Annotated in this window: 17 protein-coding genes and 1 tRNA gene; 5 read left to right on the plus strand and 13 right to left on the minus strand. The window is 64.9% G+C overall.

The window, feature by feature from the left end; translation table 11 throughout:
- Window positions 1-67: 67 nt before the first annotated feature.
- Window positions 68-2,308, minus strand: coding sequence for an AGE family epimerase/isomerase (locus EN857_RS05725; protein ID WP_128346578.1), 2,241 nt, complete (start codon window positions 2,306-2,308; stop codon window positions 68-70).
- A gap of 44 nt (window positions 2,309-2,352) precedes the next feature.
- Window positions 2,353-3,252 carry a LysR family transcriptional regulator gene (locus EN857_RS05730; RefSeq protein ID WP_127393022.1) on the minus strand — a complete coding sequence of 300 codons (900 nt, stop codon included), beginning with the start codon at window positions 3,250-3,252 and terminating at the stop codon, window positions 2,353-2,355.
- Window positions 3,253-3,348: 96 nt separating this feature from the next.
- Here EN857_RS05730 and EN857_RS05735 point away from each other — a divergent pair, with 96 nt between their 5' ends.
- The 3 genes from EN857_RS05735 to EN857_RS05745 all read left to right on the plus strand — a co-directional run bounded on the left by EN857_RS05735 (window position 3,349) and on the right by EN857_RS05745 (window position 5,020).
- Complete coding sequence (locus EN857_RS05735; RefSeq protein ID WP_127286547.1) at window positions 3,349-4,230, plus strand: NmrA/HSCARG family protein; 882 nt, start codon at window positions 3,349-3,351, stop codon at window positions 4,228-4,230.
- A gap of 191 nt (window positions 4,231-4,421) precedes the next feature.
- Window positions 4,422-4,498: transfer RNA gene (locus EN857_RS05740), tRNA-Pro, on the plus strand.
- Window positions 4,499-4,684: 186 nt separating this feature from the next.
- Window positions 4,685-5,020, plus strand: a complete 336-nt coding sequence (locus tag EN857_RS05745; protein WP_127286548.1) for a hypothetical protein — start codon at window positions 4,685-4,687, stop codon at window positions 5,018-5,020.
- A gap of 30 nt (window positions 5,021-5,050) precedes the next feature.
- Here EN857_RS05745 and EN857_RS05750 read toward each other — a convergent pair whose 3' ends face one another.
- The 4 genes from EN857_RS05750 to EN857_RS05765 form a co-directional block, all read right to left on the minus strand.
- On the minus strand, window positions 5,051-6,670 hold the full coding sequence (locus tag EN857_RS05750; protein ID WP_127393021.1) for an ABC transporter ATP-binding protein: 1,620 nt from the start codon (window positions 6,668-6,670) through the stop codon (window positions 5,051-5,053).
- 1 nt (window position 6,671) lies between these two features.
- On the minus strand, window positions 6,672-7,793 hold the full coding sequence (locus tag EN857_RS05755; RefSeq protein WP_127393020.1) for an ABC transporter permease subunit: 1,122 nt from the start codon (window positions 7,791-7,793) through the stop codon (window positions 6,672-6,674).
- Entirely contained in the window at window positions 7,786-8,709 is a 924-nt protein-coding gene (locus tag EN857_RS05760) for an ABC transporter permease subunit (RefSeq protein ID WP_127393019.1), read from the minus strand. Before EN857_RS05760 ends, EN857_RS05755 begins: the two co-directional genes overlap by 8 nt.
- Before the next feature lie 175 nt (window positions 8,710-8,884).
- Entirely contained in the window at window positions 8,885-10,477 is a 1,593-nt protein-coding gene (locus tag EN857_RS05765) for a peptide ABC transporter substrate-binding protein (RefSeq protein WP_127311216.1), read from the minus strand.
- A gap of 381 nt (window positions 10,478-10,858) precedes the next feature.
- Between EN857_RS05765 and EN857_RS05770 the strand changes: the two genes are divergently transcribed.
- Window positions 10,859-11,224, plus strand: coding sequence for a TadE/TadG family type IV pilus assembly protein (locus EN857_RS05770; protein ID WP_245478389.1), 366 nt, complete (start codon window positions 10,859-10,861; stop codon window positions 11,222-11,224).
- Complete coding sequence (locus tag EN857_RS05775; protein ID WP_245511266.1) at window positions 11,224-13,020, plus strand: TadG family pilus assembly protein; 1,797 nt, start codon at window positions 11,224-11,226, stop codon at window positions 13,018-13,020. The genes EN857_RS05770 and EN857_RS05775 overlap by 1 nt, the downstream gene beginning before the upstream one ends.
- On the opposite strand, the gene EN857_RS05780 is transcribed toward EN857_RS05775, so the two are convergent.
- The 7 genes from EN857_RS05780 to glgB all read right to left on the minus strand — a co-directional run bounded on the left by EN857_RS05780 (window position 13,021) and on the right by glgB (window position 24,119).
- Window positions 13,021-13,392: a hypothetical protein gene (locus tag EN857_RS05780; RefSeq protein ID WP_127394041.1), complete on the minus strand. Its 372-nt coding sequence runs from the start codon at window positions 13,390-13,392 to the stop codon at window positions 13,021-13,023.
- On the minus strand, window positions 13,389-15,062 hold the full coding sequence (locus EN857_RS05785; RefSeq protein WP_128346492.1) for an alpha-glucosidase family protein: 1,674 nt from the start codon (window positions 15,060-15,062) through the stop codon (window positions 13,389-13,391). Before EN857_RS05785 ends, EN857_RS05780 begins: the two co-directional genes overlap by 4 nt.
- On the minus strand, window positions 15,059-17,092 hold the full coding sequence (glgX, locus tag EN857_RS05790; protein ID WP_128346495.1) for a glycogen debranching protein GlgX: 2,034 nt from the start codon (window positions 17,090-17,092) through the stop codon (window positions 15,059-15,061). The genes EN857_RS05785 and glgX overlap by 4 nt, the downstream gene beginning before the upstream one ends.
- A gap of 412 nt (window positions 17,093-17,504) precedes the next feature.
- The gene (locus EN857_RS05795; RefSeq protein ID WP_135858086.1) at window positions 17,505-19,133 is read right to left on the minus strand and encodes an alpha-D-glucose phosphate-specific phosphoglucomutase; all 1,629 of its coding nucleotides are present in this window, start codon (window positions 19,131-19,133) and stop codon (window positions 17,505-17,507) included.
- 3 nt (window positions 19,134-19,136) lie between these two features.
- Window positions 19,137-20,582: a glycogen synthase GlgA gene (gene glgA / locus EN857_RS05800; protein WP_127393441.1), complete on the minus strand. Its 1,446-nt coding sequence runs from the start codon at window positions 20,580-20,582 to the stop codon at window positions 19,137-19,139.
- A gap of 22 nt (window positions 20,583-20,604) precedes the next feature.
- Window positions 20,605-21,870, minus strand: a complete 1,266-nt coding sequence (gene glgC, locus EN857_RS05805; RefSeq protein WP_127285589.1) for a glucose-1-phosphate adenylyltransferase — start codon at window positions 21,868-21,870, stop codon at window positions 20,605-20,607.
- Window positions 21,871-21,905: 35 nt separating this feature from the next.
- Window positions 21,906-24,119: a 1,4-alpha-glucan branching protein GlgB gene (glgB, locus tag EN857_RS05810; protein WP_127393676.1), complete on the minus strand. Its 2,214-nt coding sequence runs from the start codon at window positions 24,117-24,119 to the stop codon at window positions 21,906-21,908.
- Window positions 24,120-24,227: the final 108 nt, after the last annotated feature.

Genomic DNA, 24,227 nt, shown 5'->3' on the forward strand with positions numbered 1-24,227 from the left:
CGTCCAGTCGAACCGACCCCCTCTGGCCTGCCGGCCATCTCCCCCTCGTGGGGGGAGATCGGCGGCTTCAGCCTCCCTCCCCGGCCGTTCCATCCAGATACTGCGTCAGCGCGCAGACGAGGTGGTAGAAAATGCTGGCCGGCACGTCGGTCGCCAGCGAGCGGCCGCGTTCGTCGATGCGGTCGATCCAGAGGCCGAGCGGCGCCGGGTCGATGTGCCAGCGGAACAGGCGGCCGACGCGCGCCTCGATCTCCGGCTTGAGGTCCGGCCCGCCCGTGCCGTCCAGCGCAATCGCCGCCTTGACCGCTTCGGCCTGCGGCCAGCTGCGCGACACCCGGTCGAGCGGCAGGCCTTGCCTGGAGACGGCGCCGTAGGACAGGCCGGTGGCGCGGTTGAGGCCGTTGGCGACGGCGGAGGCATAGAGCTTGCGGGCAAAGGCGGTGAGCTCGGTCTGGCCGCTGCGGCCGGCGAAATCGACGAGCAGCGAGGCCCATTCGAAATGATGGCCGGGCTCGGTCCAGCTGCCCTTCTCGCCGGCCACCGGCTTCCAGCCGTCGTCGAAATGTTCGCCGAGCGTCCAGCTTTCCGGATCGAAAAAGTGGCTGCGGAAGAGGTCGATGATCTGCGCCGCGCGGCGCAGATAGGCGCGCTCGCCGGTCGCCTGATGCCAGGCGAGGAAGGCTTCGAGCAGATGCATATGCGGGTTGGAGCGCCGCTCGCCTTCGCCGTCGGACGTTTCGAGGAAGCCGGTCATGCGGCTGTCCTCGAGATGGGCGTCGAGAAAAGCAAAGGTCTCCTCGCCGAGCCGGAGCGCGTCGGGATGACCCGATATATGGGCGTGCGCCAGCGCCAGAAGCACGCAGGAATGGTCGTAGGCGTCCTCGGCCGGGTCGGCGACCGAGCCGTCGATGTTGAGCGTGCGCACCCAGCCGCCCCTTGCGGTGCGGCCCTTGCCGGTCATGAAATCGATGCCATGGGCGATCAGCCGGTCGGCCGGGCCGGTCCAGCCGCGTTCCTTGGCCACCGCGAAAGCATAGACCTGGCGCGCCTGCGTGCGCATGCGCTTGGGCTTCATCAGCGGCGAGCCGTCGAAGCCGAGCGCCTCATGGAAGCCGCCATGACGCTCGTCGACGCCCGACGTCGACCACAGCGGCAGCGTCTCGTCGAACAGCCAGTGATGTACGCGCTGCCGCCAGGCGCCGCTTTCGATGACGCGGTCATGCGCCGGCGTGAAGCGGGTTTCCAGGCGACCCGACTTCTCCAGCTGCTCGACGATCTTCTTGACGTGCTGGCTGTGGCTGACCGGCGCCACGAAAGTGGCGTCGGCGGTCGAGACGATGGCGACGTCCTTCATGCCGATGGCCGAGAGCAGCCGGCCCTCGCCGCGAATGTAGGAATTCTCGCAATCGATGGCGACGACATCGCCGACGATGACGTTGCCTTGATTGTCGGAGGGCCCGACATCGAGCAGCGACTGCCAGGAGCCGAGATCGTTCCAGCGGAAGCCGGCCGGCACCATGGCGATGCCCTTGGCACGCTCCATGATGGCGTAGTCGATCGAGGTCGATGGGATGGCGGAATAGAGTTCCAGCGGCATATAGAGACCGGAAAGATCCGATGTCGCCGCCTTATAGGCGGCTTCGGTGGCCTGCCAGATATCAGGCGCGAAAGCCGCGAAGGCGTCGCGCATGGCGCCGGCGCGAAACAGGAAGATGCCGGTGTTCCAGTAGAAGGTTCCGGCTTCGAGATAGGTTTGCGCGGTGGCGAGGTCGGGCTTCTCGACGAAACGCGAGACATCGAACACACCGTCCCTGTCGGCGGCGACCTCTATATAGCCGTAGCCGGTCTCGGGCTGGGTCGGCTTGATGCCGAACACCACCAGGCGGCCGGCATGAGCCGCCACGGCCCCGGCTTCAACACTGCGCCAGAACTGCTCCGCGGTCGAAATCTCGTGATCGGACGGCACCACCAGCACCAGGCTGTCGCCGAATTCGGACAGCGTGCGCAATGTGGCGAGCGCGACGGCGGCCGCGGTGTTGCGTCCGGTCGGCTCGAACAGCGGGCCGCCGCCGGCAAGATCGAGGCCTGCGAGGTCGGCATGGACGCGCTCGGCGTGGCGCTCGGCGGCGATCAGGAAGATCGGCGTTTCGCCGGCCGGCCTTGCCGCCAGCCGGCGCAGGGTCTTGGCCAGCATCGAACCGTCGCCGGAAAAATCGTGGAACTGCTTGGGATTGTCCTCGCGCGACAGCGGCCAGAGCCGCGAGCCGACGCCGCCACTCATGACGAAACTGACAATGCGCTCGCTCATCCGGGTCTCGCAATCAGAAGTTGGTCGCATGGGTACGCACAGCTTTATGCACTGTTTACCCGATTCGAAATCCGCTCGGTCGCCAGATCGATGAACGCCTTGACCAGGGGCGACAGGTGGCGGCTGCTCGGATAGAGGACGTAAAGACCGCCGGCCGGCGTGGTGTGATCCCCAAGGACGCGGCGCAGCCGCCCCTCGCCGATCAGCGCGTCCGCCATTCCGTAGGGCAATTGAGCGATGCCGTAGCCGGCAATGGCGGCGGCGACGACAGCCTGCATCTCGTTGGCGGCGAAGCGCCCGGATACCGTGACCGTCTCCTGGCCTTGCGGCCCGTCCAGGACCCAGTGAGCGCCGGCTGCCGAGGGGCCGGCAATGACGCAGTGGTGATGAGCGAGATCCGCCGGCGCTTCCGGTGCTCCATGGCGCGCCAGATAGTCCGGGCTGGCGCAGAGATGCCTGTGCGTCGAGCCGAGCTTGCGGGCGATCAGCGTCGAATCCTGCAAGACGCCAGTGCGGAAGGCGAGATCGATCCCGTCCTCAACCAGGTTGAGCTTGTCGTCGGTCAGGCGAAGCTCGACCTTGGTCTTCGGATAGATCTCGAGAAACTCGACCACGGCGCGGTTGAGGAAATAGGCGCCGAAACCGACGGGCGCCGAGATACGGATCGTGCCCGATGGTTCCGCGCTCGCCTCGGCAAGGCGCAGATTGGCCTCTTCGATCGCCCGCAGTGCCTGGCTGCTCTGCTCGTAATAAAGGCGCCCAGCATCCGTCATGTTGAGGCTGCGGGTCGTGCGCTGCAGCAGGCGGACGCCGAACTCGCGCTCGAGCGCGGCAATGCGGCGGCTGACCGTCGTCTTTGGCATGGCAAGCAGGCGCGCGGCGGCGGTGAAGCTGCCGGTTTCCACAACGCGGGCAAAAACCGCGATGTCGTTGAGGTCGATCATTGTATCCAAGAGTGGGACAAAGTTTTCCAATTATAGGTGATTATGCATCAATGCCGCAAACCCTAACTTTGCTCCACGCAAACACGGAGCAAACAGATGACCATCAAAAGAGACATTCTGGTGACCGGCGCCACCGGCCAGCAAGGCGGCGCGGTCGCGCGCGCTCTTCTTGCCAAGGGCCACGGCGTCAAGGCGTTGACGCGCTCGCCGGACGGCAAGGCGGCGCGGCAACTGGCGACCGCCGGCGCCGAAATCGTGGCCGGCGATCTATCCGACGCCGCCTCCATCATCAAGGCTGCGAGCGGCGTCGACACCATGTTCCTGATGGGCACCATGACCGAGGCCGGCATGGAGGAAGAGACCCGCCAGGGTATCCTTGCCGCCGACGCGGCGAAGGCTGCCGGCGTCGGGCATCTCGTCTATTCGTCCGTCGCCGACGCCAACAAGAAAACCGGCATCCCGCATTTCGAAAGCAAATATCTGGTCGAGCGGCATATCGAGCGGCTCGGCATCCCCTATACGATCAGCGCCCCGGTCGCCTTCATGGAGAATTTCGTCGCCCCCTGGTCGATCGGCGCGCTGGCCCAGGGCACGCATGCTTTCGCGGTGCCCGCCAAGCGCAGGCTGCAGCTGGTCGCGCTGGCGGACATCGGCGCCTTCGTCGCGGCGCTGATCGAGCGTCGCGAACGGGTATTCGGCAAGCGCTTCGATTTCGCCGGAGATGAATTGTCCGGCGAAGAGCAGGCGAAAATCCTGTCGCAGGCCATCGGCCGCCCGATCGGCTACCAGGAGGTCCCGATCGCCATGGCCCGCCAGCAGAACGAGGATGCGGCGTTGATGTTCGAATGGTTCGACAGCGTCGGCTACGACGTCGACATCCCCGGCTTGCACAAGGAATTCCAGGAGGTGCGCTGGCACAGCTTTGCCGACTGGGCGCGCGCGTTCGACTGGAGCATGCTCGATCGGTCAGCCGCCTGATTGCGCTGGGTTTCGGCAAGCGGATCAGCCAGCCCATCGTGCTGGTCCGCTTGCCCTTTTCGCGCAGCGGATCGCTGAGCCAGCCCGAAGATTTCAACAGTCCGCGGCGAATGTGACGAAATGCGACAGACGTACTGCCATTGGCGCTTGCAGGATCGAAAAGCGGCGGCTATAAGCCCGCGGTCTGGTCACGGAGTGTAGCGCAGTCTGGTAGCGCACATCGTTCGGGACGATGGGGTCGCAGGTTCAAATCCTGCCACTCCGACCAGAAAAACAAGCACTTGGCTGCTTGTTGCCTCCCGCTCCCGAAATCACCCGTCTGCGCCGCAAATCGAGCGGAACGGCCTCTGGCCTTCCATTGTGCTCGACAACAGGCTCTCGCTTTGACCTAATGGCGCCCTACCCTGGTTCGACGGGCGTGCGGGACTGAGGAACGGCGAGAGCAGGTGAAAGTATGAAGTCCGCGCCGACGGCAGCACTCCTGTTTACTTTGATCACCGTGCTGCTCGTTGCGGTTGGCTGCTCCTCGAGGCTTGCCTCGATCGATTCGGACAAATACGACCGCATGAGCTGCCCGGAACTCAACGTCGCGCTCGGCGACACCGCCACCGGGATCTCGCAAACCGCCATCGCACGCGGCAAGGTCGCCAATACCAGCGTGCCGAACTGGCTGCTCGGCGGCGAGCGCGTGAAGACGGTCGTGGCCAACCGCGAAACGGCCAGGATCGAACGGATGCAGCAACAGCAGCAGGCGATCGTCGCGGCAAGAAAGCGGCAGTGCACGTCGTAGCGTTGTGCGGCTGGGCACAGGGCCGCTGCCTTACGCGCTCATCCGAAATCGCGCCGTATCGATCGCGGCGTTCATCAGCGTCTGGGTGTAGCCGGCCTGCGGATTGCTGAAGATGTCTTCCGTCGGCCCTTCCTCGACGATCTTGCCCTGCTTCATGACGATGATGTAGTCGGCCATGGCGCGGACCACGGCGAGGTCGTGGCTGATGAACAGGTAGGACAGTTCGTGGTCGGCCTGCAGCTTGCGCAGCAGCTCCACGATCTGCTTCTGCACCGAGCGGTCGAGCGCCGAGGTCGGCTCGTCAAGCACCACCAGCCTCGGCTTCAGGATCATGGCGCGGGCGATGGCGATGCGCTGGCGCTGGCCGCCCGAGAATTCGTGCGGATAGCGGTTGCGCGAATTGGGATCCAGCCCGACTTCGCGCAGCGCCTCGACCGCGCGCTGGTCGCGCTGCTTGCCGGTGAGCGACGGCTCGTGCACCAACAGCCCTTCGGTGATCACCTGGCCGACGGTCATGCGCGGCGACAGCGAGCCGAACGGATCCTGGAAGACGAGCTGCAATTGCCGCCTGAGTGGCCGCATCGCCTGGCGGTCGGCGTCGGAGATGTCGCGGTCGCCGAAGCGGATCAGGCCCTCGCTGGGCAACAGCCTGAGCAGCGCGCGGCCGAGCGTCGACTTGCCGGAACCGGATTCGCCGACGATACCGATCGTCTGGTTGCGTTTCAGGCGGATCGAGATGTTGTCGACGGCGCGCAGCATCAGCGGCTCGCCGGCGAGGAAGCCGCCGCCGATCCTGAACACCACCTCGACATTGCGGCCCTCGAGCAGCACCGGGGCACCGGCCGGCGGCGGCGCCTTGGAGCCGGTCGGCTCGGCCGCCAGCAGCATCTTGGTGTAGGCGTGCTGCGGGTTGGCGAAGAGCGCTTCGGCCTCGCCCTCCTCCACCACCTCGCCCTGGCGCATGACATAGACGCGGTCGGCGAAGCGCCTGACGATGCCGAGATCGTGGGTGATGAAGACGATGGCCATGCCGAGCTTGCGCTGCAATTCGGCGAGCAGCATCAGGATCTGCGCCTGGATGGTGACGTCGAGCGCCGTCGTCGGCTCGTCGGCGATCAGGATGTCGGGATCGTTGGCCAGCGCCATCGCGATCATGACGCGCTGGCGCTGGCCGCCGGACATTTCGTGCGGATAGGATTTCATCCTCCGTTCGGGATCGGGAATGTGCACGAGCCGCAAGAGCTTCAGCGCCTCCTCGCGCGCTTCCGCCGCGCCCAGCCCGCGATGCCTGCGGATCGGTTCGATCAGCTGGTTGCCGATCGAATAGAGCGGATCGAGCGAGGTCATCGGCTCCTGGAAGATCATGCTGATCTTGCGGCCGCGCACCTTGTTGAGCTCGCTCTTGCTCATCGTCAAAAGGTTGCGGCCGCGATAGTCGACGGCGCCTGTTGCCTCGCCGTTGGAGGCCAGCAGGCTCATCGCGGCCATCATGGTCTGGCTCTTGCCGGAGCCGGATTCGCCGACCACGGCGACGGTCTCGCCGGCCCTGACGTTGATGTTGATGCCCTTGACCGCCTCGACCGCACCGTCGAGGGTGCGGAAGCGGACGCGAAGGTCCCTGACGTCGAGGATCGTTTCGGCAGCGGCCATGTCAGCGGTCCTTCGGGTCGAGCGCGTCGCGCAGGCCGTCGCCGACGAAGTTCAGCGCGAACAGCGTCGAAACGAGGAAGAAGGCGGGGAACAGAAGCAGCCAGTTGGCGCTGCCGATGTTCTTGGCGCCGACCGAGATCAGCACGCCCCAGCTGGTCATCGGCTCCTGCACGCCGAGGCCGAGGAAGGACAGGAAGCTTTCCAGGATGATGACCTGCGGCACCAGCAGGGTCATGTAGATCACCACCGGGCCTAGCAAATTGGGGATGACGTGACGCATCAGGATGCCGCGCTGGCCGACACCCATGGCTTCGGCGGCCTGGACATATTCCTGCCTTCGGATCGACAGCGCCTGGCCGCGCACGATGCGTGCCATGTCGAGCCACAGCACGGCGCCCACCGCCAGGAACATCAGGACGAAGTTGCGGCCGAAGAACACCACCAGCATGATGACGAAGAAGATGAAGGGCAGCGAATAGAGCACGTCGACGATGCGCATCATCACCTCGTCGACCCGGCCGCCGGCAAAGCCGGCCGCGGCGCCGTAGAGCACGCCGATCACCACCGCCACGACGCCCGCCAGAAGGCCGATGGCCAGCGATATGCGCCCGGCCATCAGCGTGCGCGACAGCAGATCGCGGCCGGTGTTGTCGGTGCCGAAGTAGAAATATTGCTGCTTGATGGCGGCACTCATCGTCACTTCGAGCCCGTCGGGCGATTTGCTATCGATCTTTGTGTCGTCGAAGGCGTCGGACCGATCGAGATAGCGGATGTAGCGGTCGTCTATCGGCTTCTTCGACGTGACGGTCACGATGACGCGGCTACCGTCCTGGTGCCATTCATTGATGTCGACGCGCATGCGCTTGATGGCGTCGGTCAATGCGGTCTGGATCATGTCGGGCTTGGGGTATGCCGAGAAGCTCGGCGGCGTGCGCACATAGTCGCCGTAGATCGTGGTGTATTCGTGCGGCACCAGGGATGGACCAAACACGCTGATCAGCGCGATGAAGGCAAGATAATAGAGGCTGAACATGGCGGCGCGGTTGGCCTTGAGGCGCGCCCAGGCGTCGCCCCAGAGCGAGCGGCCAACGACTGCGGGGGCTGCGGCTGCGATATCAGTCATAGCGCACCCTCGGGTCGACGACAGCGTACATGACATCGACGATCAGGTTGAAGACGATGGTGAAGATGGCGATGACCACCACAGTTCCCATGACCAGCGTGTAGTCGCGGTTCAGGGCGGCATCGACGAAATAGCGGCCGACGCCCGGAATGGAAAAGATGGTCTCGACGATGACCGAGCCGGTGAGCAGCGCCGCCGCCGCCGGGCCGGTGAAGGAGACGATCGGCAGGATGGCGCCGCGCAGCGCGTGCTTGACCACCACCGACCAGTCGGACAGTCCGAGCGCGCGGGCGGTGCGGATGTGATGGGAGCGCAAGCTCTCGATCATCGAGCCGCGCATCAGCCGGGCGACGATCGCGATCTGCGGCAGCGCAAGCGTCAGCACCGGGCCGACCTTGTTGATCAGGGCGCCGTCGCCCCAGCCGCCGATCGGCAGGAGCTTCCAGGTCAGGCCGAACAGGAGCTGGATCACCGGCGCGATGACGAAAGTGGGAATTGTGCTGCCGGCCGTCGCCAGCGCGATCACGGCATAGTCGCCAAGCTTGTTCTGGTTGAGCGCGGCGACGGTGCCGAGCACGCCGCCGAGCAGCAAGGCCAGCAGCAGCGCCGAGGACCCGAGCTGGACCGAGATGGGCAGCCCCTTGGCGAACAGCTCGGTGACGGTGAAATCCGGCATGTTGTAGCTCGGGCCGAAATTGCCGCGCAAAAGGTTACCGAGATAGTGGGCATATTGCAGCCAGAGCGGATCGCCCAGGCCGAACTGAGCTTCGAGATTGGCCCTGATCTCAGGGCTCAGTCCCCGCTCCTGGTTGAACGGGCCGCCCGGCGCGACACGGATCAGGAAGAACGCCAGCGTCACGATGACGAATAGCGTCGGGATGGCGGTCAACAACCGCCGGAAGACATAACGCAGCATCGGCGCCCCGCTTCAGCCAGGGTGACGGCTCTCCAAACGAAGACCCGCAACGCCGGCATCTCTGATCTTCGCACCGGCATTGCCGAAAATCCAACCCGACTTTCGGCCCGGTACGACGACAGACCGCGGCCGCCGCTGCCCAAAATGGCAGCGGCGGCACGGCCAAGGTTTCTTGTCAGTCCTTGGAGATGAAGCGGGACGGATGGATGTCCATCACATTGTCGTCGAAGCCATGCAGCTTCGAGGAAACGATGTCGTGGAAGCTGTAATAGAGAAGCGGGATCTGGCCGACGTCGTCAACGAGGACGCGCTCCGCCGCGGCCAGCTCCTTCATGCGCTCCTCGGGCTTGCCGCCGGCGGCGGCTGCCTTGTCCATTGCGGCCTCATAGGCCGGGCTGTTGTAGTCGGAGTAGTTGTTGCCGCTCGCTTTGCGCGAGATGCCGAGGAAGGTTTCCGGATCCTTGTAGTCGGCGATCCAGGCGGCGCGGGCGACGTCATAGTTACCCTTCTGCTCGAGGAAGCCATAGTGGGTCTTGGTGTCGGTGTTGAGCAGCGTCACCTCCACGCCGAGCGGCTTCAGCTGCTCCTGGATGGCGACCGCCGTGTTCTTGTGGTTCTCCGAGGTGTTGTAGCGGATCTCCATCTTCAACGGATGCTCGGGCGTATAGCCGAGTTTCTCGAGGATCTTCTTGGCAGCGTCCTCGCGGTCGATCTGCGGCATGTCGGCGTATTTGGCCACTGCCGGCGTATAGCCCTCGATGCCCGGAGGCACCATCGAATAGCCGGGCAGCATCGAGTTCTGCCAGACTTTCTCGGCGAGGAAGTCGCGATCGATCGCCATCGAGATGGCGTTGCGCAGCTCGACATTGTCCCACGGCGCCTTGTCGGTCTTGATCGCGTAATAGTAGGTGCCGAGATATGGACCGACGCGGACCTGGTCGCCGAACTTGGTCTTGAGATCGGCAAGCTGTTCGGTCGGCAAGTCACCATAACTGTCGAGTTCGCCGGCCTCGAAGCGTTTCATCGCAGACGAGCGATCCTCGGTCGGGATGTAGTTGACGACGTCCATTTTGACGGTCCCGGCGTCCCAGAATTTCGGATTCTTGACCAGCTTGAGATGGTCGTTGGGCACCCATTCGGCCAGCGTATAGGCGCCGTTGGAAACCAGCTTGCCCGGCTTGATCCAGTCGGCGCCGAGCTTGTCTATGGACGCCTTGTTGACCGGATAGGTCGCCTGGTGGGTCAGCATCTCCAGGAAATAGGGCGTCGGCGCCTTCAGCGTCACTTCCAGCGTGTTGGCGTCCACCGCCTTCACGCCCATGTCCTCTGCCTTGCCCTTCTTGGTGTTGAAGTCCTCAGCGCCCTTCACCGGATAGAGCATCGAGGCGTATTCGGCAGCGGTGGCCGGGTCTTCCAGCCGACGGAACGAATAGACGAAGTCTTCCGCCGTCACCGGGCTGCCATCCGACCAGAGGCCGTCCTTGCGCAGCTTGAAGGTGTAGACAGTGCCGTCGTCGGACACGGTCCAGCTTTCCGCGGCGCCCGGGATGAGGTTCGTCTTCTGGTCATGCATGACCAGGCCCTGGAACATGTCGCGTATGATATCGGCTTCGTAGACCGTCGAGGTCTTGTGCGGATCGACGGTCTCCGCCTCGGCGGCGGATCCGCGGTTGTAAACGGTCTCGGCGAAAGCCGGCGTGTAGAAGGTGCCCGCGGCCAAGGCCATGGTCGTGGCGAACACCGTCGCCTTCAGCACATTTTTCAGCATGAAGTTCTCCCTGTCGGCGCGGCCCCTCAGCCACACCTATTACGTGTTGACGCCCCTGAACCAATTTTGGTCGTTTTTGGGCGTGCCACCGATCGCTTCCGGCGGCTGGTGGCAGGACACTAGACAGACAGATATCCGATTTCAACCGAGTCGTGCTGTGTGCACGCTTGACGCTAAGTTAGCGCGCAATCGCTAAAACAGCGGCGACTTAAGCAAAAACAGGACGTTCAACTTGCTGCACCTAGCGGTTGCTCCATCCGTTTTCTGTTTTTGCAGTGCGGATTTGGCATGCTCCGCACTATGCTGCAGGACCCAAAAAGCCGTGTTTCGTGGTCTCGTTTCCGGGCTGACGCCGTCGGGACAACGGCGGTCGAATTCGCCATGCTGGCGCCGCTTTTTATCCTGCTTCTGCTCGGCATGGTTGCATATGGCATCTATTTCGGAGCCAGCCATTCGGTCCAGCAGATCGCCGCCGACGCGGCGCGAACGGCGATAGCCGGGCTGAACCAGACCGAGCGGCAGGCCCTGGTCACCAATTTCATCAATCACGACGTCGCCGGCTATCCGTTCGTCGACCCGCACAAGCTGACGGTCGATGCCAAGGACAGCGCCATCGACGGCAGCCAGTTCGTCGTTTCGGTCAGCTACGACGCGCGCGAGCTGCCGATCTGGAACCTGCTGGACAGCCTGCCGATGCCATCGATGACGATCAAGCGCCAATCGACGATCCGCGTCGGGGGCATATGATGCGCGCCGCTGCCGCCGCGATGCTGCGATCGGGCAGCCGGCTGATCGCCGACAGGCGCGCCAACTTCGCCGTCATGGCGGCGCTGAGCGCGCCGGTCGCGCTGGCGCTGACAGCCTTCGCGGTTGACGAAGGCGCGCTGTTCAACGAGCGCCGCGCGGCACAGTCGATCGTCGATCTCGCGGCGATCACCGCCGCGGCCAACATCAACAATGCCGAGAAGGCGGTGCTGACCACGCTGAAGGACAACGGCTTCAACTCGGTCGCCGTCCAGAAGCAGGGGACGATCATCGAGCCGACGGCCAGCAAGGCGGTCGTCCAGGTGGTGCCCGGCCGCTATTCCGGCGTCAGCGCGATCGCCGCCGGAAGCCGTTTCGAGGCCGGCAAGCTGCCCTATAACGCCGTGCAGGTGTCGCTGAAGAAGAAGGGCACGCTCTATTTCGGCGCGATGATGATGAAGCCGCCGGTGATCGGAACGACGGCCACCGCCAGCGCCCAGGCGGAAGCCGCGTTCTCGGTCGGGTCGCGGCTCGCCAGCCTCAATGGCGGCGTGCTCAACGCGCTGCTCGGCGGCCTGCTCGGCACCAACATCTCGCTCAGCGTGATGGACTACAACGCGCTGATATCGGCCGATGTCGACGTGCTCTCCTTCACCGACGCGCTGGCAATGCAACTGCATCTGACGGGCGTGAGCTATTCGGACGTGCTGGCTTCGAAGGCCACCGTCGGCCAGATCGCCACAGCCATGGCCAATGTTCCGGGGCTTGACCGCACCTCCAAGCTGGCACTGCAGACGATGGCCGCCGGCGCCACCAACACGGTCAAGATCCCGCTCAGCCACCTCATCGATCTCGGCTCCGTCGGCAGCCTCGGCGTCGGCCAGAAGCCGGCGGGGCTTACCGTCGCGACGAGCGCCATGAGCATGGTGACGGCGGCGGCGGCACTTGCCAACGGCACCAACCAGGTACAGGTCAATCTCGGCGCCACCATACCGGGGCTGACCTCCACCACGCTCAGCATCGCCATCGGCGAGCCGCCGCAATCCTCGCCTTGGCTGAGAGTCGGCGAGGCCGGCACCGTGGTGCGCACCGCGCAGACCCGCATCAAGCTGAATGCCAGCGTCGGCATCGGCAGCGGCAACAATGGGAACGGCAACTCCGGCGTGAATTTGGGCGGCGGCATCAAGCTGCTCGCCGTCAACCTGCCGCTCAATGTCGAAGTGGCCTACGCCGAAGCGAAGCTCACCGAAGTTAGCTGCCCGACCGGGCGTCCCGACAGCCTGAAGGTCGCGATCGCGGCACAGCCCGGCGTCGTCGCCGCGCATCTCGCCGACACCAACGCCAGCGGCTTTGCCGATTTCACCAAGCCGCAATCGTTCAGCGACGCCGAAATCGCCGACGTCAGCGTCAAGCTTTTGCTGGTCAACCTCAGCCTGCTGCAGATCAACGGATCTTCGGCGTTCTCGGTTACCAACATGGCGCCGACGAACCTGACCTTCAACGCCACCGAAATCGCCGCCAAGACGATGAAGACCGTGTCGACGAAGAACCTGACGCAGTCGCTCTCCACCTCGCTGGACAACAACCTGTCGCTGTCGGTCAAGGCGCTCGGTGCCGGCCTCGACGTCACCGCCCTGCTCGGCACCGTGAAGCCGGCGGTGGTGACGGCGCTCAACGGCGTGACCGCGCCGGTCGACAGCCTGGTCTACAACGTGCTTGGTGCGCTCGGCGTTCATGTCGGCGAAGCCGATGTCCGGGTCACCGGCGGGACCTGCGGACGCTCGGTGCTGGTGCAGTAGTTAGGTCGTAGAGATAATCAAATTTGCCTCTTCAAAGAGATTCAGGCCATCGAAGTCGACGTATATGGTCTGGCCTTGCACATCTATTTGATCAAGCATCGCTGAAATCGCGCCAGCGTGTTCCTTAGACAAGGATATCAATACCTTTCCGTCTTGAATCCTCACTAAGTGCTCATTCTCAGTGACAATCTTGACCTGAAAGCCAGATATCCCACCCGAAAAATTTGCGTTGAATCCAGACGACATGTCGACAACATCGCGGAGCAACAATTTCGAAGACAGCTCTCGTACCTCACGAAGCGTGCACAACACAATTACGGATGGCGGTGGCTCCCCGAACGCGACTTCGTTCGTATATTCGATGAGCATCACCGAGCCTCGCTGGACATTGACGGGCTGGCCGTCAAGTTGGTTCGCCCCAGAAAGCAACCCAGCGGCGGCAGTGACAATGCGTCTTCGGCAATGACCGCGCCGGGGCCGAGATCGACCGCTTCAACAGGCCCCAGAGCCGGCGGCAAGGGCCAGACCGCCTGCTCGTCGGCGAAGTTGAAGACGCAGACCAGCCTCTCGCCCTCACCCTCGCGGACGAAGGCAAGAACATCGCCTTCGGCATCCAGGAAGCGGATGGAGCCGCTGACCAGCGCTGGGTGCCGCTTGCGCAAGGCAAGCATCGCCCGGTAGGCGGCAAGCACCGATCCCTCCTCGCCGTTCTGGACATTCACGGCGCGGGCGCGGTGGCTGGCCGGCAGCGGCAGCCAGGGCTTGCCCGTCGTGAAGCCGCCATTGTCGGCGCCGGCAGCCCAGGCCATCGGTGTGCGGCAGCCGTCCCTGCCCTTCACGCCCGGCCAGAAGCGGATGCCGAGAGGGTCGCGCAGATCCTCGAAGGTGAGTTCCGCTTCCTCCAGGCCGAGTTCCTCGCCCTGGTAGAGGCAGATCGAGCCGCGCAGGCAGGCGAGCAGCGCGATCGAGAATTTCGCCACCCTGTCCGGATCGCCGCCCGGCCGCGTCCAGCGGCTGACATGGCGCACGACATCGTGGTTGGAGAAGGCCCAGCAGACCCAGCCGTCGGCGACGGTGCCTTCGAAAGCCTCGACGCAGCCGCGTATGTGCGCCGCCGAGAATTGCGGCCCGAGCAGGTCGAATGTGTAGCACATCTGCAGCCTGTCGCCGCCGGAGGTGTAGGCGGCGAGCGTCTGCAGCGAGCGGTCCTCGTCACCGACCTCGCCGACCGCGGCGCGGTCCTGATACTCGTCGAGCAGCGCGCGGAAGCGGCGGAGGAAGTCGAGGTTCTCCGGCCGCGTCTTGTCGAACAGATGCTCCTGGAAGGCATAGGTGGTCGTGGCGCCGTTGGTGCCGGCGACACTTTCCGCCAGGGGCGGGTTGTCGCGCAGCCAGCGGTCATGGAAATAGTAGTTGACCGTATCGAGGCGAAAGCCGTCGACGCCGCGCTCCAGCCAGAAGCGCACCGTGTCCAGCACCGCGTCCTGAACCTCCGGATTGTGGAAGTTGAGGTCGGGCTGGGCGGCGAGGAAATTGTGCATGTAGTACTGCCGGCGGGTGGCATCCCACTCCCAGGCCGGCCCGCCGAACAGCGACAGCCAGTTGTTGGGCGCATTGCCGTCGGACCTGGCATCGGCCCAGACGTACCAGTCGGCCTTCGGGTTGTCGCGGCTGGCGCGGCTCTCGACGAACCATTCATGCTTGTCGGACGAGTGCGAGATCACCTGGTCGATGACGACCTTCAGGCCGAGCCGGTGCGCCTCGGCGACCAGCGCGTCGAAATCCTCGAGCGTGCCGAACATCGGATCGACATCGCGATAGTCCGATACGTCGTAGCCCATGTCGGCCATCGGCGACTTGAAAAATGGCGACAGCCAGATGGCGTCGACGCCGAGCGAGGCGACATGGGCGAGCCTGGCGGTGATGCCCTTGAGATCGCCGCTGCCGTCGCCCGTCGTGTCCTGGAAGGAGCGCGGGTAGATCTGGTAGATGACGCAGCCGCGCCACCAGTCGGCCCCCCGCTCCCCATTGCCCTCAGTCATCCCTTGTCCTTCCCGCTGCGTGCCCGGCCGCCGGCCTTGCGCTCGATCATGAATACCACCGTCCGTCCCGGCACCGGCCGCGACAGGTCGCCGCCGCCATCCGCCGCCTCGATGGCGGCATGCCAGCGGAACCCGGTCCGTTCCGGCAGCGTGAAGACGCATTGGCGGCGGTCGCCGTTGACGACGACGGCAAGGCGGCCATCGCCGGCGCCGCCGAGCACCATGGCGAGGCGGTGCCGCCGCGCGTCGTTCCAGTCGGCCTCGCCGAGCGGCGCGCCGGATTCGGTCAGCCATGCAACATCGGGCACGTCGGAGCCGGCCGGCGGCCGACCGCTCAGGAAGCGCGTATCCGAAAGCGCCGGCACGGCGCGGCGCAGCGCGCTGAGCGCTGCCGCGTACCGCTCCAGCGCCTGATCGCGGCCTGCCCAGTCGAGCCAGGTGATGGCATTATCCTGCGCATAGGCGTTGTTGTTGCCGTCTTGCGTGCGGCCGAACTCGTCGCCCGCCGTCAGCATGATCGTGCCGCGCGAGGCAAACAGCGTAGCAAGCAGCGCGCGCCGATCGCCGAGCCGCGCCTCGACGATCGAGGCATCGTCGGTCCCGCCCTCGACGCTATTGTTCCAGGACAGGTTGTCGCCGTGGCCGTCGCGATTCTGCTCGCCATTGGCCTCGTTGTGCTTTTCCTCATAGGCGACGAGGTCGGCCAGCGTCATGCCGTCATGCGCGGCGATGAAATTGACCGTGCGGCTCTTGTCCTGCGCTGCCCTGGCAAAGACGTCGGACGAGCCGGCGAGCCGCGTGGCCAGCGTGCCGAGCGTGCCGGCATCGCCGCGCCAGAAGCGCCTGACGTCGTCGCGGTAGCGGTCGTTCCATTCGAGGAAGGGTCGAGAAAAATTGCCGAGCTGATAGCCGCCCGGGCCGATGTCCCAGGGTTCGGCGATCAGCACCCGGTCGGCCAGCAGCGGATCGCCGGCGATGGCTTGAAGCAGCGGCGCTTGCGGGTCGAACGTGCCGTCGACGCGGCCGAGCACTGGCGCCAGGTCGAAGCGGAAACCGTCGACGCCGGCATGGCGGACGAAATGGCGCAGCGTGTCGAGCACCATTTCGCAGACGACCGGATGGTCGCAGGCGATGGTGTTGCCGGTGCCGGTGTCGTTGACCAGCCTGCCGTCCGGCTCGTGCCGGTAGTAGGCCTGCGCATCGAGGCCGCGCAGCGACAGCGTCGGACCGAAGCGGTCGCTCTCGCCTGTGTGGTTGAAAACGAGGTCGAGGATGGTGCCGATGCCGGCCTTTCGCAAGGCGGCAACCGTGTCGCGCAATTCGGCTAGGCCGCCCGGCGCCAGGCGCGGATCGAGCGCCATGAAGGTGACGGGATTGTAGCCCCAGGCGTTGTGGAGCCCGAGCGGCGGCAGATGCCGCTCGTCGATCGAGGCGGTGATCGGCATCAGTTCGACAGCGGAGACGCCGAGACGCCTCAGGTGCTCGATGATTGCCGGATGAGCGAGCGCCGCGACTGTGCCGCGCTGCGCTTCCGGCACGTCCGGGTGCAGTTTGGTGAAGGAACGGACGTTGAGCTCGTAGATGAGGCCGCCGGGCTGGAACAATGGCGGCTGGGGCGACAGCGGTTCCGGCATCGCGACCACGATCGCTTTGGGCATCAAGGCGGCGGTATCGGCACCTTCGTTGCGTTTGGCCGCGAGCCGCCAGTGGTATTGATAGGGACGATCGATCTCGATGGCGTAAGGATCGGTGAGCAGCTTGTCCGGGTCGAACCACAGGCCCTTGTCGGGGGCATATGGGCCATCCGCGCGAAAGCCATAGCGGGCGCCGGCTTTGATGTCTTGTACGAAGCCCTGAAACAGCACCCTGTCCTCTGTGAACTGGAGCGGCGTTCGCTCCAGTTCTACTCGCTGGATCTCGGTTGCTCCGGCCGGATCAAACACGGAAACCCAGCCGCGCGTTGCACTCTGCGAGGCAAAAACGAAGTGAACGCCCTTACGTAGAACGTTAAACGATAGCTTGGCGCCCAGATTGCTCACGCTTGCCAGCCTCGCGGCACGTTGCAAACGTCGGAGACTAGCCGAAGCCTCGGCGACGTCGTCATCCCAGGGCGAAGCAGGAGCGAAGCTCCGTCGCGGAGACCCTGGGATCCATGCCGTGGCCTCGACCGAAGGGCGCAGCGGAGCAGAATTCTAGACCGTGGCGTCGCCGCGACGTCACGGCATGGATCCTCGGGTCTGCGCCGCGTCGCTGCGCTCCTTGCTCCGCCCGTGGATGACGATGGAACGAGCGTATCTGCCAATCGCCAAGGTGGTCGATCCGGCCAGCACCCCTCGTCCGTCTCGGCGCTGCGCGCCGATCCACCGCCTGGGGGCGAGCCACGGGTCTCGCCCCGTCCTTCGGACCCCACAAGGGGAGAAGGAAAGGCGCGCCGCGCCAGCCTCAAGTAATCACGCTCGGTTTGTCGCGGCCGGTGTGGCTCTTGATGCCAGCGATGTCGTCCGCCGCGGCGATGAGGTCGGCGAGCGCTTCCTGGGTGTCGAGATCGTGCCTTGCCTGATCCGGCTCGTAGCGCTCGATATAGACGCGCAGCGTGGCGCCGGAGGTGCCGGTGCCGGAGAGGCGGAAGACGACGCGCGAGCCGCCCTCGAACAGGATCCTGATGCCCTGGTTCTTGCTCACCGAGCCGTCGACCGGATCGTGATAGGCGAAGTCGTCGGCGGTGGCGATCTTCAGGCCGCGCACGCTCGTGCCAGGCAGCGAGGCGAGCTTGGCGCGCAGTTCATCGACCAGCCTGTTGGCGCGGTCGGTGTCGACCTCCTCATAGTCGTGGCGCGAATAGTAGTTGCGGCCGTAAGTCGCCCAATGCTCGGTGACGATCTGCTTGGCGCTCTCGCCGCGCACGGCGAGGATGTTGAGCCAAAGAAGCACCGCCCACAGTCCGTCTTTCTCGCGCACGTGGTTGGAGCCGGTGCCGGCGCTTTCCTCGCCGCAGATCGTCGCCATGCCGGCGTCGAGCAGATTGCCGAAGAACTTCCAGCCGGTCGGCGTCTCGTAGATGCCGATGCCGAGCTTCTCGGCGACGCGGTCGGCGGCACCGCTGGTCGGCATCGAGCGGGCGATGCCCTTGAGGCCGTCCTTGTAGCCCGGCGCCAGATGCGCATTGGCGGCGAGCATCGCCACCGAATCCGACGGCGTGACGAAGATGCCCTTGCCGATGATCAGGTTGCGGTCGCCGTCGCCATCGGAGGCGGCGCCGAAATCCGGCGCGTCCGGGCCCATCATCTCGTCATAGAGATGCTTGGCGTGCACCAGGTTCGGATCCGGATGATGGCCGCCGAAGTCCGGCAGCGGCTTGAAGTTGCGGCAGGTGCCGCTCGGCGCGCCGAGCCGGCGCTCGAGGATCTCCTTGGCATAGGGGCCGGTCACCGCATGCATGGCATCGAAGCGCATGCGGAAGCCGTATTTGAAATTGGCGCGGATGGCATCGAAGTCGAAAAGGTTTTCCATCAGCTCGGCATAGTCGCTGACCGGATCGATCACCTCCACCGTCATGCCGCCAGCCTTGACCGTGCCGATTTTGTCGATGTCGATCGCGCCGATGTCGGCGATCTTGAAGCTCGAGATCGTCTTGGTCTTCTCGAAGATGGCGTCGGTGATCTTCTCCGGCGCCGGGCCGCCATTGCCGGCATTGTACTTGATGCCGAAATCCTCGTGCGGGCCGCCCGGATTGTGGCTGGCCGACAGGATGATGCCGCCGAAGGTCTTGTATTTGCGAATGATGTTGGAGGCGGCCGGCGTCGAGAGGATGCCGCCCTGCCCGACCATCACCTTGCCGAAGCCGTTGGCGGCAGCCATGTCGATGGCCTTCTGGATCACCTCGCGGTTGTAGAAGCGGCCGTCGCCGCCGATCACCAGCGTCTCGCCCTCGAACCCTTCCAGAGCGTCGAAGATCGACTGGATGAAGTTCTCCGCATAGTGCTCCTGCTGGAACACAGGCACCTTCTTGCGCAGGCCGGAGGTGCCGGGCTTCTGGTCAAGATAGGGTTTGGTGGCGACGGTCCGTATCATGATTCAGGCAACCCTTTTCGAAAGCAGCAGGCGATAGAGTTCGACATATTTCTCGGCGCTCCTGTCCCAGGAGACATCGGCCTTCATGCCCTGGCGCTGGATCGAGCTCCAAACGGCGGGATTGGCATGCGCGCTGACCAGCCGGTGGATGGCATGGACGAGCGCGCCGCCATTGTTCGGCGCGAACTGGAAGCCGGTCGCGACACCCGCCGATATCGCCGCTTCGTTGGCGTCGATGATGGTGTCGGCGAGCCCGCCGGTGCGGGCGACGACCGGCACGCACCCATAGCGCAGGCCGTAGAGCTGGGTCAGCCCGCAAGGCTCGAAACGCGACGGGATGACGATGGCGTCGCAGCCGCCCTGCATGATGTGCGAGAGCGCCTCGTCATAGCCGACGACGACGCCGATGCGGCCGCGATGGCGGGCGGCGGCGGCAAGCAGCGCGCCTTCGAGGCCGGCGTCGCCGGAGCCGAGGATGGCGAGGCGCGCCCCGGCCGCGACGATGCCGTCGACGACCGCAGCCAAAATGTCCATGCCCTTCTGCCAGGTCAGCCGGCTGACGACGCAGACGATCGGACTGTCGTCACTCTCGAGATTGAAACGGTCCTCCACCGCCTTGCGGTTCTTGGCCCGCGCAGCAAGCGTCTCGGCCGAATAATTGGCCACAAGATGCTTGTCGGTCTCGGGATTCCAGATGTCGACATCGATGCCGTTGACGATGCCGTGGAGATCGATGGCGCGCATGTTGATCAGCCCGTCGAGGCCCATCCCGAATTCCGGCGAGCGGATCTCCTGCGCGTAAGTAGGGCTCACCGTGGTGATCGCCCAGGCGGCCTGCAGGCCGGCCTTGAGATAGCCGACGCCGCCATAGTATTCGACGCCGTCGAGCGCCATCGCCACGCCCGGCAGGCCGAGTTCGCCGAAGATGCCGGCGCCGAACTGGCCCTGGAAGGCGAGGTTGTGCACGGTGATCAGCGACGGCACGCCGACCGCCTTGCCGTAGCGCATATAGGCAAGCGCCATCGCCGACTGCCAGTCATGGGCGTGCACGATGTCGGGCTGGTAGCCGGAGATGGCGCCGCCGGCGATGTCGCCGCCAACCTGGCTGAGTGCGGCGAAGCGTCGCCAATTGTCTGGCCAGTCGGCGCCGGTGGCATTGCCATAGGGGCCGCCCGGCCGGTCGAACAGATGCGGCGCGTCGAGCACGAAGAGGTCGAGTCCGGCGATCTGAACGGCATGGATGGAGGCTTTGCCACCCTGCAGCAGCGGATACTGGTAGACGGCCTTCTTTTTCTTGAAGGCGGCCATCACCTGAGGGTAGCCGGGGATGAGGGTGCGCATGGCGACGCCCTTGCCGGCCAGCGCGATCGGCAAAGCGCCGGTCACGTCGGCAAGCCCGCCGGTCTTGATCAGCGGGAAGATTTCGGGCGTGACCGACAGAACCTGCATGCGCTTAATGATCCCATCCTGTCTACAGTTTAAGCTTGTCGAGCATGTCCTGGGTGACGAGGCAAATGCCCTTCTCCGAGACGCGGAAGCGCTTGGCGTCGAGGGCGGCATCCTCGCCCACCACCAGCCCTTCCGGGATGCGCACGCCATGGTCGATGACGACGCGCTTCAGCCTGGCGTTACGGCCGACATGCACGTCCGGCAGCATGACGACTTCTTCGAGCGTCGAATAGGAATTGATGCGCGCGCCGGTGAAGATCAGGCTTTTCTTCAGCGAAGCACCGGAGACGATGCAGTCGCCCGAGACCAGCGAGGAAACCGCGGAGCCGCGCCTGCCATCCTCGTCATGCACGAATTTTGCCGGCGGCTTCAATTCGGCATAGGTCCAGATCGGCCAGTCGCGGTCGTAGAGGTCGAGTTCGGGCGTGACGTCGGTCAGGTCGATATTGGCCTCCCAATAGGCGTCGACCGTGCCGACGTCGCGCCAGTAGGCCTCGTTCTCGGCCGTCGAGCGCACGCAGGATTTGGCGAAGCGGTGCGCGATCGCCTTACCGTGCTGGACGACATAGGGGATGATGTCCTTGCCGAAGTCGCGGCTGGAGCCGGGCTCGGCGGCGTCGCGGCGCAGCTGCTCCATCAGGAATTTGGTCTTGAACACATAGATGCCCATCGAGGCCAGGGCGAAGTCCGGCTTGTCGGGGATGCCGGGCGGGTCGGCCGGCTTCTCGATGAAGGAGATGATGGTGTCCTTGGCATCGACATGCATGACGCCGAAGCCGGTCGCTTCCATGCGCGGCACTTCGAGGCAGCCGACGGTGACGTCGGCATTGGCGTCGACATGCTGGCGCAGCATCAGCTCGTAGTCCATCTTGTAGATGTGGTCGCCGGCCAGGATCACCATGTATTCGGGGCCGTAGGCCTCGATGATGTCGATGTTCTGGTAGACCGCATCGGCCGTGCCTTCATACCACTGCGTCTCGGAGACGCGCTGGCTGGCCGGCAGGATGTCGAAGCTCTCGTTTCGCTCGGGGCGCAGGAAGTTCCAGCCGCGCTGCAGGTGGCGGATCAGCGAATGCGCTTTGTACTGGGTGGCAACGCCGAGGCGGCGAATGCCGGAGTTCAGCGCATTGGACAGCGCGAAATCGATGATGCGCGTCTTGCCGCCGAAATAGACCGCGGGCTTGGCGCGGCGGTCGGTCAGTTCCTTGAGACGGCTGCCGCGCCCGCCGGCCAGCACGTAGGCCATGGCATCACGTGCCAGCGGCTGGGTTCTTTTCAAGTCTGCCATTTTTACCCTCCCAAATTACCAGTGTGCGGCATCGTTCAGTCCGGGACAAATTCAAGCATGATCGTCGACAGTGGCGGCAAAAGCATCGTCGCCGATACGCCTCCACCTTCCGCCCTGGCCTCGACCACGCCGCCATTGCCCTTGCCCGAACCGCCATAGGCCGAAGCGTCTGTGTTGATGATCTCGCGCCATTTGCCGGCCTTCGGCAGCGGCACGCGGTAATTTTCCCGCGGCACCGGCGTGAAGTTGGAGATGACGGCGATCGGATTGCCGTCTGGCGCGCTGCGCAGCCAGGCGAACACCGAATTCTCGCTGTCGTCGACGATCAGCCAGGAAAAGCCCTCCGGTTCACAGTCGCGCGCATGCAGCGCCGGACGCGAGCGGTAGAGATAATTGAGGTCGCGCACTGTCTGCCAGATACCGCGATGCGGAGCGTGGTCAAGCAAGTCCCAGTCTAGGGCCCGCGCCTCGCTCCATTCGCGGCGCTGGGCGAATTCCTGGCCCATGAACAGGAGCTTCTTGCCGGGGTAACCCCACATGAAGGCGTAATAGGCGCGCAAGGTCGCGAATTTCTGCCAGTCGTCGCCGGCCATCTTGCCCAGCAGCGTGCCCTTGCCGTGCACGACCTCGTCATGGGAGAGCGGCAGGACGAAGTTCTCGGAGAAGGCGTAGACAAGGCCGAAGGTGATGTCGTTGTGGTGATGCTTGCGGTAGATCGGCTCCTTGGAGAAATACTCCAGCGTGTCGTGCATGAAGCCCATGTTCCACTTGAAGCCGAAGCCCAGCCCGCCCTCATGCACCGGCCGCGACACTTTCGGCCATGAGGTCGATTCCTCGGCGATCGTCACCACGCCGGGATGGTGGCCGTAGACCTCCTTGTTCATCTTCTGCAGGAAGGCGACTGCCTCGAGGTTTTCGCGTCCGCCCTTCTCGTTGGGGATCCATTCGCCGGCCTTGCGCGAGTAGTCGAGGTAGAGCATCGAGGCCACCGCGTCGACGCGCAAACCGTCGACATGGTATTTCTCGGCCCAGAACAGCGCGTTGTTAACCAGGAACGACACCACCTCGCGGCGGCCGAAATTGTAGATCGCGGTGTTCCAGTCGGGGTGGAAGCCCTGGCGCGGATCCTCGTGCTCGTAGAGCGCGGTGCCGTCGAAGCGGGCGAGACCATGCGCGTCGACGGGAAAATGCGCCGGCACCCAGTCGAGGATGACGCCGATGCCGGCGCGATGCGCGCCGTCGACGAAACGGGCAAAGCCGTCGGGGTCGCCGAAACGGGCGGTCGGCGCGTAGAGGCCGGTGGTCTGGTAGCCCCAGGAGGGGTCGTAGGGGTGCTCGGAGATCGGCAGGAATTCGATATGGGTGAAGCCGCTGTCGGCGACGTAGGGGATCAGCCGCGCGGCGAGTTCGTCCCAGCTCAGGAACGTGCCGTCGTCGCGAAGCTGCCAGGAGCCGGCGTGGACCTCGTAGATCGAGATCGCCTCGCGCCTGGGGTCGGCACTGCGCCAGAACGTGCGGTGCGCCTCGTCGCCCCACTCATGCGCCATCGGCGGCGCCGTCACCGAGGCGGTGGCCGGGCGCAGTTCCGACTCGAAGGCGAACGGATCGGCCTTCAGCGGCAGCCGCACGCCGTCGGGGGCGATGATCTCGAACTTGTAGGGCTGGCCCGCGCCGATATCGGGGATGAACAGTTCCCAGATGCCGGTGTCGCGGCGGTCGCGCATCGTGTGTCGGCGCCCGTCCCATTCGTTGAATGCGCCGACCACCGAGACGCGCCGCGCATTGGGCGCCCAGACGGCGAAATGCACGCCGGTGGCGCCCTCATGGTCGATGACATGGGCGCCGAGCTTGTCGAAGAGCCTCAGATGCGAGCCCTCGGCGATATAGTAGTCGTCCAACGGGCCGAGCACCGGGCCGAAGGAATAGGGATCGGTCAGCCACCAGTCGCCGCCGGCATTCCTGGCATGATAGCGCAGCGGCTGACGCTTCCTGAGCGTGAGCTTGCCCTCGAAGAAACCCGCATCGTCGCGTCGCGACAGCTCGCCTGCCGCCTTGCCGCTCAGCGTGTAGGCGGTGACGAACTCGGCGTTCGGGACGAAGCAGCGGGCAACAAAACCCTTGCCGGCCTCATGCACGCCGAGAACCGCGAAGGGATCGCCATGCGTGCCGGCGACAATCGCCGCGACATCGCCGGCTGGCGCCAGTCCGTCCGGCCCGCTCGTCGCAGCGGTCGCGCGCGGCTTCCTCATCAGGCGGTCGCCCTCCCTGGGCACTCGTATTCAAATACTAGCGGAGGTTTGACTTCGACATCTGCATCGCCGACTGGTCCTGGATCGGTCGCAAGTGTCAAACTCACT

This window comes from Mesorhizobium sp. M4B.F.Ca.ET.214.01.1.1, from assembly GCF_004791545.1.
Lineage (GTDB): Bacteria > Pseudomonadota > Alphaproteobacteria > Rhizobiales > Rhizobiaceae > Mesorhizobium > Mesorhizobium abyssinicae.

Bases quoted from the DNA above. Each gene is read 5' to 3' on its own strand.
- EN857_RS05725 (WP_128346578.1), bottom strand. From the start codon at position 2,308: ATGAGCGAGCGCATTGTCAGTTTCGTCATGAGTGGCGGCGTCGGCTCG.
- EN857_RS05730 (WP_127393022.1), bottom strand. From the start codon at position 3,252: ATGATCGACCTCAACGACATCGCGGTTTTTGCCCGCGTTGTGGAAACC.
- EN857_RS05735 (WP_127286547.1), top strand. From the start codon at position 3,349: ATGACCATCAAAAGAGACATTCTGGTGACCGGCGCCACCGGCCAGCAA.
- EN857_RS05745 (WP_127286548.1), top strand. From the start codon at position 4,685: ATGAAGTCCGCGCCGACGGCAGCACTCCTGTTTACTTTGATCACCGTG.
- EN857_RS05750 (WP_127393021.1), bottom strand. From the start codon at position 6,670: ATGGCCGCTGCCGAAACGATCCTCGACGTCAGGGACCTTCGCGTCCGC.
- EN857_RS05755 (WP_127393020.1), bottom strand. From the start codon at position 7,793: ATGACTGATATCGCAGCCGCAGCCCCCGCAGTCGTTGGCCGCTCGCTC.
- EN857_RS05760 (WP_127393019.1), bottom strand. From the start codon at position 8,709: ATGCTGCGTTATGTCTTCCGGCGGTTGTTGACCGCCATCCCGACGCTA.
- EN857_RS05765 (WP_127311216.1), bottom strand. From the start codon at position 10,477: ATGCTGAAAAATGTGCTGAAGGCGACGGTGTTCGCCACGACCATGGCC.
- EN857_RS05770 (WP_245478389.1), top strand. From the start codon at position 10,859: ATGCTGGCGCCGCTTTTTATCCTGCTTCTGCTCGGCATGGTTGCATAT.
- EN857_RS05775 (WP_245511266.1), top strand. From the start codon at position 11,224: ATGCGCGCCGCTGCCGCCGCGATGCTGCGATCGGGCAGCCGGCTGATC.
- EN857_RS05785 (WP_128346492.1), bottom strand. From the start codon at position 15,062: ATGACTGAGGGCAATGGGGAGCGGGGGGCCGACTGGTGGCGCGGCTGC.
- EN857_RS05795 (WP_135858086.1), bottom strand. From the start codon at position 19,133: ATGATACGGACCGTCGCCACCAAACCCTATCTTGACCAGAAGCCCGGC.
- glgA (WP_127393441.1), bottom strand. From the start codon at position 20,582: ATGCAGGTTCTGTCGGTCACGCCCGAAATCTTCCCGCTGATCAAGACC.
- glgC (WP_127285589.1), bottom strand. From the start codon at position 21,870: ATGGCAGACTTGAAAAGAACCCAGCCGCTGGCACGTGATGCCATGGCC.
- glgB (WP_127393676.1), bottom strand. From the start codon at position 24,119: ATGAGGAAGCCGCGCGCGACCGCTGCGACGAGCGGGCCGGACGGACTG.